Raw genomic sequence first — 9768 nt, 5'->3', positions numbered from 1 at the left:
GCTCGCTCCCACATTTGGAATGCATTCCCCTGTGGGAGCGAGCCTGCTCGCGAAGGCGATAGTCGCCCTGATAAAAAAGCCTGGATCAGTCAAAAACTAACGACGCAATTTAGCGCAGTGATCCTGCTCCGGCTGCGCCGCCGTATACCACACATAATCCGCGCTTTCGGCAGTCACTGTCTTGCCCGCCTCGGCCAGTACCAGCACCGCGTTACCCTCGCCAGCACCGAGATCCTTGAGGTGCAACGGCACCCCCAAATCCTTGCGCACATGGAATGCCCCGGCCAGCAACACCGCCGGCGTCGGTGCCGCCAGCAGGCGCTCGGCCATGCGCCGGTCACGCTGTTGCTGCACGGCGAGCATCGCCGGCATCTGCGATTCGGGCAGCAAGCCGCAATGGGATTCGCGGATGTCTTCCAAAAGCGTCGTTTGTACCTGTTGGGTGGTGGAGGCCTCACCGTTCAGCGTTGGACGCTGTTTGTAGATCTGCATGATCTGCGCCCGATCCAGGTTGGCTGACAGCAGCGGGTAGGGTTGACGCAGAGCATAGGTCACCAGTGCACCGTAGACGCCCCAATCCCAGTTGGCTTGCCAGGACAGCGCCTGGTAAGCATCGGCCGGCGGTTGACCGGCACGGGTGGCGGTCTGGGCCGCATCGACTTTGGCCTGTTGGTCGGGGTTGAGCATTTCCATCAACAGGCTACCTTGCGGACGTTGTTGCGCCAATTCGCGCAGCAGCCACAGTTGCAGGGCATGGTGATCGGGGTTGTCGTGTTGCTCACCGATCAATACCCGAGGCGCAGCCGCCAGTCGTTCGACCAGTTCTTGCGGCGTCAGGGTGCGCCCGGTGGCGAGTTCGCGGATCACGCCCAGATCGGCATGATCCCGACCTTGCGGGGCGATCAGTGCCGGCGGGGGCGTGACGTGATGGGATTGGCAGGCAGCCAGCAGGCTGAACAGGCATAACAGCAGAATGCGCATCGGTTTTCCTTATTAGATGTTGGCCCCCTCGCTCCCCACGGCGGGAGGGGACGGGTATCAGCGCGCGATAATCAACGGGTGGCCACGTTCCGGATGCTGGTGAATCAACACCTGCAATCCGTACACCGCTTCCACCGCCTCGGCGGTCAGGACGTCATCCGGCGTGCCGTAGCCGTGGGGGCGACCGTCCTGCAACAGCAGTAGGTGATCGCAATAACGCGCCGCCAGGTTGAGGTCGTGCAGGATCACCAGCACCGCCGCACCGCGCCCGGCGAAATCGCGCACCGCTTGCAGAATGGTGTGCTGGTGCAGCGGATCGAGCATCGAGGTCGGCTCGTCGAGCAGCAGGGTCTGCCCCTCGGCACCCGGCCACAGCTGAGCGAGTACCCGCGCCAGATGCACGCGCTGGCGTTCGCCACCGGACAAGGCCAGATAACTGCGTCCGGCCAGGTGCAGGGCGTCGGCGGCACCGAGTGCTTCGGCAACGATTTCGGCATCACGCACACGACCGCTGGCATGGGGCAAGCGACCCATGCCCACCACTTCATTGACCGAGAAAGCGAAGTTCAAACTCGAACTCTGGGGAAGTACCGCCAGGCGCTTGGCCCGCTCCTGACCGGGCCAGTCCGCCAGCTTGCGCCCGTCGAGGCTGACCGTGCCTTCGTTGGCCGGCAGCTCATCGCACAAGGCGGCGAGCAGGGTACTTTTACCGGCACCGTTAGGCCCCAGCACGCCGAGGACTTCCCCCGGACGCAACTCGATATCGATGTTCGCCAGCACGGTGCGACTGCCGCGCCGGACCAGCAGGTTGTCAGCGCGCAGCATCAGGAACGCCCCCGTACCAGCAGATAAAGGAAGAAGGGTGCACCGATGAGCGCGGTGACGATACCGATCGGCAACTCGGCCGGCGCCAACAGCAGTCGGGCGACCAGGTCGGCCAGCAACAGCAGGCTGGCACCGGCGAGCAGGGACGCCGGCAGCAACACCCGGTGATCCGGGCCGACCAGCAACCGCATCAGGTGCGGTACCACCAGACCGATAAAGCCGATCAGACCCGCCGCGGCCACGGCGGCACCGACGCCCAGCGCCGTGCACAGCACCAGCTCCAGCTTGATCCGCTCGACATTGAAACCCAGGTGCCGCGCTTCCGACTCACCCAGCAGCATGGCATTGAGGGCCGCCGCGCGACGCGGCAACCACACCGCCACGCCCACCGCCACGATCAGCAGCGGCCACAGGCGCGGGTAGCTGGCACCGTTGAGGCTGCCCAGGTTCCAGAAGGTCAAGGTGCGCAAGGTGGCGTCATCGGCCAGGTAGGTGAACAGGCCGACGCCGGCACCGGCCATGGCGGTCATCGCCACACCCGCCAGCAGCATGGTGGCGACGTTGGTCTGGCCATTGCTGCGACCGAAGCGATACACCACCGCCGTGACGATCAGACCACCGGCGAAGGCGCACACCGACAGCAGGTACGGCTCGATGGCCGGCGGCAAGCCGCCGAGCAGGCTGCCGCCGACAATGGCGATGGCCGCACCGAGTGCCGCGCCACCGGACACGCCGACCAGCCCCGGATCCGCCAGCGGGTTGCGAAACAACCCCTGCATGGCCACGCCGGACAGGGCGAGCACCGAACCGACCGCGATGCCGAGCAAACTGCGCGGCAAGCGAATCTGGCCGAGGATCAGTTCCGCCTGTTGCGTGTCGCCGCCGTCTACCGGCAGGCCGAGCAGACGCAGCCCGGCCAGCAAGGTATCGCCCAGCGGCAGGCTGACCGGCCCGAGGGCCAGGGACAGCCAGAACACCAGCACCAACAACAGGCCGAGGGTGATCAGCATCGGCCGTGGCCGAACGATAGCCGTCATCGGCTGTTCTCGGATGTCTGCAACCGGGCTGTCTGGATCGGTGCCGACGGATAGAACGCCTTCGACAGTGTCGCCAGTGCATCCGGAATGCGCGGACCCAGACCGCCGACCAGCAGCGTCGGATCGATCACCAGCACCCGGCCTTCGCGACCGGCCCGGGTCTGCGCGAGGATCGGATTCTGCTCCAGCAGGGCAGCGCGCGCGGCATCCCCTTCAAGACGGCCACCGGCGAAAATGATCACCTGTGGGTCCAGGGCCAGCATCGCCTCATTGGACACCGGCTTGTAGCCGTTGTGTTCGGTGAGGTTCTGCCCGCCCGCCTGGGTGATCATCCAGGCTGCCAGTGTGTCCTTGCCAGCCGCCTGAAGATTGCCCCCCGAGTGACTGAGCAGCATCAATACCCGTGGTGCGGGGTTTTGCTGCTGCACCTGCTTGACCCATGCGGCCTGACGCTCCAGGCGCTGCTGATAACCGGCGATCAACGCCTGGGCTTCCGTTGGCTTGCCGAGCAATTGCCCGAGTTCGGTCAGGTTGTGTTGCAGCGAAGGCACATCGGCCTTGGCCGACAGCAACTCGATGCGCACCCCGGCCGCCTTGAGTTGCGCCAGCACCGGCGGCGGGCCCATTTCGGCGCTGCCCACCAGGATGTCCGGCTTCAGGGCCAGAATGCCTTCGGCCGCCAGCGCGCGCTGGTAGCCGATGCCCGGCAGGCTGCGCAGTGAACGCGGGTACTGGCTGGTGCTGTCGACACCCACCAGTTTGCTCTCGCCACCCAAGGCGACCACCCATTCGCTGAACGCGCCACCGGCGCTGACCCAACGCTGGGGCAGGCCGTCGGCTACGGCCATCTGGCTCAGGAGCACGCCGGCGCAGGCCAGCAGTGATTTGATTCGCATCGCAAGACTTCCTTAGTCGATCAGGACGGTGGCGGTTTCGGCCAGGGCACGCCAGTCGTCACGCTCCGGGATGCCCGGCTTGCGCACGCCGAACAGCTGGATGACCAGCTCACCGTCGGCATCGAAACCTTCGTAGCTGGTGATGATGCCATCGACGCTCGGCTTGCGCACACGCCACAGCTCGGTCACACCGGTGGTCTTGAGGTGCAGGTTGAAGTTCGGATCGAGCACGTTGAACCAGGTGTCCATCCAGCGCAGGTTGCTCACGGGGCCGGAGTGGATCTGGATGCAGTGCGAGTTGCCGACGAACACCATGATCGGCACTTCGCCCTTGCCGGCGGCTTCGATGACGTTGGTCAACTCGACGGTGGCCAAGGGTTCGGCCCACTCATGACCGGCCAGGCGCAGGGCCTGGGTGCGCGCCACGTCGTTGCGCTTGAGCAGGGCGAAGAAGTCGTGGGTGTCCTTGAGCTGCGACCACTCGCTGCGCAGGGCGGCGGCGTCCACGTCGGCATCGGCGCGGGGCGGCTTGGCATCCGGCAAGGGTTGCAGGTTCAGTTCGGCGCTTTGTTCTTCGGCACGGAAACGCTCGACCAAAGGCGCCCAGGCGGCTTCTTCGCTGGTGTCGGTGAGGAACACCTTGTGCACGGCCACGCCCTGGCGGTCGAACACCTGGATGCTGCGTTGCGGGCCACGGGCGGTGGTTTCGTCGATGGCAAACACGCTGGCCCAACCGCTGAGGAACAGGCGCAGATCGATGTCCGGCGACAACACCATGCCCATTTGCCCGCTGCCCATCACCGTCACTTCGGCATACACGCCTTTGCGTTCGTGCACGCAGTGTTCGTTGCGGGTCAGCGCCATGATGTAGCCCAGCTCGCCGAGTGCCGGCAGCAGTTCTTTCCACTCAGGGCGCAGGCGCACGGCGTCGGTGCCCAGGCGGCTGGCGGTCAGCTCGGCCTCGCTGACACCCAATTTGGCAGCGGCATCGCGGGCACGCAGGCCCGATTGCTCGGCACGCAACTGTTGCCAGTTCTGGTACAGCGCCGGGGTAGCGGACAGGGCAGTGGATTGAGCGGTCATGTGAACTCCTTCAGGGTCATCGGTTCGCCGTGAGGGCGAATTCTATTGGTATTTCCACGCGGCTGGGCACGGCCCGGCCATCGACAATTTCGGGGCGAAAACGCCAGTTGCGCACGGCTTCCAGGGCGGCATCGTCGAGGCTTTCCACGCCCGAGGAACGGCTCAGCACCAACTTGAGCTGCTGACCGCGTTCGTCCAGGTGCACCTCGACCCGCACGATGCCTTGCTGATTTCGACGTCGTGCCACATTCGGATAACGCGGCGCTGGCGGTGGGGTGACGAAACTGGGGCGCAGGCTCACCACCGGGGTGAGCGGCGGTGCCGGGGTGATCATGGCCGGGGGCAGGGTGGTGGCGGTTTTTGTGGCTGCCGGCGTCGGTTGGGTGGCGGCTTGCGCGGTTGATGTCTGTGCGCTGGCGGGTTGTACCGGACGCGGCTCGATACGGGGTGGCGGTGGCGATTTTGGTTGCGGTTTCGCGGGTGGCGATGCCTTGACGATCGCCGGTTGGGGGCTGACCGGCAAGGGTTTGGCAGGAACGGGCTCTGCCACGGCGGGTACAAAGGCTTTCGGCAACGTGGCCGGCGGACCCACCGGTTCAGGTCGTGCAGCGGGGGCAGGAATGGGTTTGTCCACCGGTTCAAGACTGACCAGTTGAATCGCCATCGGCGGTTGCCACGCCAGCGGCTCGGGCTCGGCCCGAAGCTCGCGCAATAGCCAACCCACGCTGACATGCAGCGCGATCGACAGCAGCAGATATCCCCAAAAGTGCTTCATGCACGGTCGTTCTATTTTTATCGGAAGTGCATATGATAATAATTTGCATTTACGTGTCAAGCTCGTTTATCTTCGCTTCCCGCTGCCAAGCAAGCGATTGGTTCAGGCCTTCACAGAAGGGTCCCAAGCGCTGCGTTACCTAACAAAATCAACTACATGCCGGACAGCTCCAGCCGCTGGCAAAGGCCTGCTCCAGAGCCTTGCACCGCATTACGGCTGTCTGTCCATCAGGAGTAAGTGAGATGTCGATCCGCCCGCCATTCGCCAAGCGTCCCTGGCTATCCTTGCTGTTGCTTTCGCCATCGTTGGCCCTGGCCGCAGAGTCCGTTACCCAGTTCGATACCGTCAGCGTGACCGCCACCCGCACCGAGCAGACCCTGCTGCAGGTGCCGAGCACTGTGTCGGTCCACAGCGAACGGGAAATCGACCAGCACAACGACAAGGATCTCAAGGACCTGGTGCGCTATGAGCCGGGCGTTTCGGTGGAGGGTACCGGTAGCCGCTTTGGCAACACGGGGGCGACCATCCGTGGCATCAACGGCAACCGCGTACTGACTCAGGTCGATGGCGTGCGCATGCCGCAAAGCAACTTCTTCAGTCCGTTCCAGGACGTGCGCAGCAACTACGTCGACCTCGATACCATCAGGCAGGTGGAAATCATCCGCGGCCCGGCGTCTTCGCTGTACGGCAGCGACGCCATCGGCGGTGCGGTCAGCTACCTGACCAAGGATGCCGGCGATTACCTGGAAGCGGGCGACGATACGTACGCCCGTTTCAAGACCGGTTATGACGGCAGCGATGACAGCTGGCAGCGCAGCGCCACCTTCGCGGCTCGTGAAGGTTCGGTTGACGGCCTGTTGCACCTGGGACGTCGCGACGGCCAGTCCACCGATACCTGGGGTGGCACGGGCGGTGTCGGTGCCTCCCGCGAGGAGGCCAACCCGCTCGACTACACCACCAAGAACCTGCTGGCCAAACTGGGTTGGGATTACGCTGACGGCGACCGCCTGCAGTTCACCTACGAAAATTATCAGGACGACGCCAACAGCAACCTGCTGAGCGACGTGGTCACCCGCGCCACCCTGACCAGCCCGGCCATTCTCGGTTCGACGGCCGAAGACAGCATCGACCGCACCCGCTACAGCCTGGCGCACACCCTGAGCCTGGACAGCCTGATGGCGGACAAGCTGCAATGGCAGTTGAACTATCAGGAAAGCAGCAACAACCAGAAGACCTCCCAGCAGCGCCAGACCACCGCACGCGTCAACCGCTTGCGCACGCGTGACTCGCAATACGACGAGCGCCTGTGGAGCCTGAACACCCAGCTCGACAAGGAATTTGCCATCGCCGATACCCGGCACCACCTGATCTACGGTGCCGAGGTCAAACGCATCGAGGCCAGCAACCTGCGCAAGGGCAGTGAGGTGCGCCTGGACACTGGCGCGACGGTGCCGGCCACGGAGAACTTCCCGGTCAGCGACTTCCCGGACCCGACCAGCGATTCCCTCGGTCTGTTCGTGCAGGACAGCATCGAAATCGGCCGCTGGACCCTGCTGCCCGGTGTGCGCTACGACTACTACCGCCAGACGCCACACGTCACCGACGAATACCTCAACGGCTTGCCAGCGGAAACCGACCCGTCGCGCATCACCGACGATCACATCTCGCCGAAATTCGGTGTGACCTATCAGCTGACCGAACACGAAAGCCTGTACGGCCAATACGCCGCCGGCTTCCGCGCGCCAAGCCCGATCAACATGTTCGGCGAATTCAGCAACCCGCAATTCGGCTACCAGCAGATCGGCAACCCCGACCTGAAGCCTGAAACCAGCGACAGCTACGAATTCGGCCTGCGCGGTCGCTACGACCTGGGCAGCTTCGGCATCGCGCTGTTCTACAACAAGTACAAGGACTTCATCGCCACCGATACCGTGCCGGACCCGAACGGCACCGGCCTGCTGACCTTCCAGCCACGCAACATCGGCAAGGTCACCATCCGCGGCGCCGAAGCCAAGGGCGACATCAAGCTCGACGCCTTCATGCCGGCCGGCACCCGTGCCCTGGGTTCGATTGCCTATGCCCGTGGCAAGGATGAAGAAACCGGTGAGGCGCTGAACAGCGTCGACCCGCTCAAGGCGGTGTTGGGCCTGGGCTACGATGCGCCGAGCGGTGTGTACGGTGGCCAGTTGACCTGGACCCTGGTGCAGGCCAAGGACCGCGTCGACCACACTGGCGATGCCGACCTGCTGATCAACCGTCAGTTCGAAACCCCGGGTTACGGCGTGCTCGACCTCAATGCCTGGTGGCAGGTGACCGAGGAAGTCTCGATCAACGCCGGCCTGTTCAACGTGACCGATCAAAAGTACTGGAACTGGGGGGACGTCCAGGGCCGCGATGAAAACGCCGCGGGCCTCGGCCGCCTGACCCAGCCAGGGCGTTACACTGCGGTGAACCTGATCTGGGAAATCTGATCAGGGGGGCCAGTGCTGCACTGGCCCCTGTGGGAGCGAGCCTGCTCGCGAAGACGGAGTGTCAGTCACCTTTGAGGTGCCTGTTCCGCCGCTTTCGCGAGCAGGCTCGCTCCCACAATGGATCACGGGTTACTTTCCGAGCTCAGCCAACGCCCTCGAAACCCCCGCACCATAGAACGGATCGGCCAGGGTGCAATGGGTGATGTGGCGTTGCTGCACCTCCTGGGAAACACCGCTGAGCGACCGCGCCGTGTTTTCGAACAAGGCGTGTTTTTCCGCTTCCGTCATCAGGCGGAAGAGGTTGCCCGGTTGTTCGAAGTGATCTTCATCCACGCGATGATCCCAATGCCCGGCAGCCCCGGAGATCTTCAGGGGTGGCTCGCGGAAATCCGGTTGATCCGCCCAGGTGTCGTCGCTGTTGGGCACATAAGCCAATTGGCCGCCGTAGTTACCGTCCACGCGCATGGCGCCGTCGCGATGGAAGCTGTGCACCGGGCAACGGGCGGCATTGACCGGAATCTGGTGATGATTGACCCCCAGGCGATAACGCGCGGCATCACCGTAGGCAAACAGACGCGCCTGCAACATTCGGTCCGGTGAAAAGCCAATGCCGGGCACCACGTTCGACGGGGAAAAAGCGGCTTGCTCGACGTCGGCGAAGACGTTTTCCGGGTTGCGGTTCAGTTCGAAGTAACCCACTTCTATCAATGGATAGTCTTTATGGGGCCAGACCTTGGTCAGGTCGAACGGGTTGACCTCGTGGTCCCGGGCCTGATCCTCGGACATGACCTGGATGTAGAAGGTCCAGCGCGGAAAATCGCCCGCTTCAATGCTCTCGTACAGATCCCGATGATGACTTTCCCGATCCCGTCCAATCAGCTCCTGAGCCTGTTCATCGCTCAGGTTTTGAATGCCTTGTTGGGACTTGAAGGTGAACTTGACCCAGTGCCGCTCGTTGTTGGCGTTGATCAGGCTGAAGGTGTGGCTGCCAAAGCCATGCATGTGCCGATAGCTGCGCGGAATGCCGCGCTGACTCATGACGATGGTCACTTGATGCAAGGCCTCGGGCAATGAAGTCCAGAAATCCCAGTTGCTTTGCGCGTTGCGCATGCCGGTGCGCGGGTCACGCTTGACCGCGTGGTTGAGGTCCGGGAAGCGCAACGGATCGCGGAAAAAGAACACCGGTGTGTTGTTGCCCACCAGATCCCAGTTGCCTTGTTCGGTATAGAACTTCAGGGCAAAACCCCGGATGTCGCGCTCGGCATCCGCTGCGCCGCGCTCGCCGGCAACGGTCGAGAAACGGGTGAAGATTGGCGTTTGCTTGCCCACTTCCGAGAACAGGCGAGCCTTGGTGTAGCGCGTGACGTCGTGGGTCACGGTGAAGGTTCCGAAGGCGCCGGAGCCCTTGGCGTGCATGCGCCGTTCGGGAATCACTTCGCGATCAAAGTGGGCGAGTTTTTCCAGCAACCAGATATCCTGCAGCAAGGCGGGTCCACGAGGGCCGGCGGTCTGGATATTGAAGTTGTCGACGACGGGTGCACCGTTGATTGAGGTCAGTTTGTTTTTTTGCATGGCACGGTTTATCCAGATGAGATTTTTAGTTGTGCGGAATGAGTAATAGGCGTGAACTAATAAAGGCTGAATCAAGAAAATGTTATTTGTTTAAGATTCTTGATGCATCTCTGCCAATGGTAAATTCC

Annotated in this window: 8 protein-coding genes; 1 reads left to right on the top strand and 7 read right to left on the bottom strand. The window is 63.3% G+C overall.

The window, feature by feature from the left end; genetic code table 11:
- Nucleotides 1-96: 96 nt before the first annotated feature.
- Genes HNQ83_RS27345 through HNQ83_RS27320 form a run of 6 tightly spaced genes read right to left on the bottom strand, consistent with a single transcriptional unit; the run spans nucleotide 97 to nucleotide 5597 of the window.
- Nucleotides 97-981 carry a ChaN family lipoprotein gene (locus tag HNQ83_RS27345; RefSeq protein ID WP_175391966.1) on the bottom strand — a complete coding sequence of 295 codons (885 nt, stop codon included), beginning with the start codon at nucleotides 979-981 and terminating at the stop codon, nucleotides 97-99.
- Between the two features lie 57 nt (nucleotides 982-1038).
- The gene (locus HNQ83_RS27340; RefSeq protein ID WP_175391965.1) at nucleotides 1039-1806 is read right to left on the bottom strand and encodes a heme ABC transporter ATP-binding protein; all 768 of its coding nucleotides are present in this window, start codon (nucleotides 1804-1806) and stop codon (nucleotides 1039-1041) included.
- Nucleotides 1806-2789 carry an iron chelate uptake ABC transporter family permease subunit gene (locus HNQ83_RS27335; protein ID WP_175391969.1) on the bottom strand — a complete coding sequence of 328 codons (984 nt, stop codon included), beginning with the start codon at nucleotides 2787-2789 and terminating at the stop codon, nucleotides 1806-1808. The genes HNQ83_RS27340 and HNQ83_RS27335 overlap by 1 nt, the downstream gene beginning before the upstream one ends.
- 50 nt (nucleotides 2790-2839) lie before the next feature.
- Nucleotides 2840-3739 (bottom strand): hemin ABC transporter substrate-binding protein, encoded by a 900-nt coding sequence (locus tag HNQ83_RS27330; RefSeq protein ID WP_175391964.1) that lies wholly within the window; start codon nucleotides 3737-3739, stop codon nucleotides 2840-2842.
- Between the two features lie 12 nt (nucleotides 3740-3751).
- Nucleotides 3752-4822 carry a hemin-degrading factor gene (locus tag HNQ83_RS27325; protein WP_175391963.1) on the bottom strand — a complete coding sequence of 357 codons (1071 nt, stop codon included), beginning with the start codon at nucleotides 4820-4822 and terminating at the stop codon, nucleotides 3752-3754.
- A gap of 16 nt (nucleotides 4823-4838) precedes the next feature.
- Nucleotides 4839-5597 carry an energy transducer TonB gene (locus HNQ83_RS27320; RefSeq protein ID WP_175391962.1) on the bottom strand — a complete coding sequence of 253 codons (759 nt, stop codon included), beginning with the start codon at nucleotides 5595-5597 and terminating at the stop codon, nucleotides 4839-4841.
- A gap of 242 nt (nucleotides 5598-5839) precedes the next feature.
- Here HNQ83_RS27320 and HNQ83_RS27315 point away from each other — a divergent pair, with 242 nt between their 5' ends.
- Nucleotides 5840-8068: a TonB-dependent hemoglobin/transferrin/lactoferrin family receptor gene (locus HNQ83_RS27315; protein WP_175391961.1), complete on the top strand. Its 2229-nt coding sequence runs from the start codon at nucleotides 5840-5842 to the stop codon at nucleotides 8066-8068.
- Between the two features lie 129 nt (nucleotides 8069-8197).
- On the opposite strand, the gene HNQ83_RS27310 is transcribed toward HNQ83_RS27315, so the two are convergent.
- On the bottom strand, nucleotides 8198-9640 hold the full coding sequence (locus tag HNQ83_RS27310; RefSeq protein ID WP_175391960.1) for a catalase: 1443 nt from the start codon (nucleotides 9638-9640) through the stop codon (nucleotides 8198-8200).
- Nucleotides 9641-9768: the final 128 nt, after the last annotated feature.

The organism is Pseudomonas sp. C2B4, from assembly GCF_013359695.1.
Lineage (GTDB): Bacteria > Pseudomonadota > Gammaproteobacteria > Pseudomonadales > Pseudomonadaceae > Aquipseudomonas.
The sequence above is the reverse complement of the archived record's forward strand: the minus strand, read 5'-3'. Positions and strand labels throughout refer to the sequence as shown.

What these genes read in the sequence shown, in the direction of transcription:
- HNQ83_RS27345 (WP_175391966.1), bottom strand. Translation starts at nt 981, where the DNA reads ATGCGCATTCTGCTGTTATGCCTGTTCAGCCTGCTGGCTGCCTGCCAA.
- HNQ83_RS27340 (WP_175391965.1), bottom strand. Translation starts at nt 1,806, where the DNA reads ATGCTGCGCGCTGACAACCTGCTGGTCCGGCGCGGCAGTCGCACCGTG.
- HNQ83_RS27330 (WP_175391964.1), bottom strand. Translation starts at nt 3,739, where the DNA reads ATGCGAATCAAATCACTGCTGGCCTGCGCCGGCGTGCTCCTGAGCCAG.
- HNQ83_RS27325 (WP_175391963.1), bottom strand. Translation starts at nt 4,822, where the DNA reads ATGACCGCTCAATCCACTGCCCTGTCCGCTACCCCGGCGCTGTACCAG.
- HNQ83_RS27320 (WP_175391962.1), bottom strand. Translation starts at nt 5,597, where the DNA reads ATGAAGCACTTTTGGGGATATCTGCTGCTGTCGATCGCGCTGCATGTC.
- HNQ83_RS27315 (WP_175391961.1), top strand. Translation starts at nt 5,840, where the DNA reads ATGTCGATCCGCCCGCCATTCGCCAAGCGTCCCTGGCTATCCTTGCTG.
- HNQ83_RS27310 (WP_175391960.1), bottom strand. Translation starts at nt 9,640, where the DNA reads ATGCAAAAAAACAAACTGACCTCAATCAACGGTGCACCCGTCGTCGAC.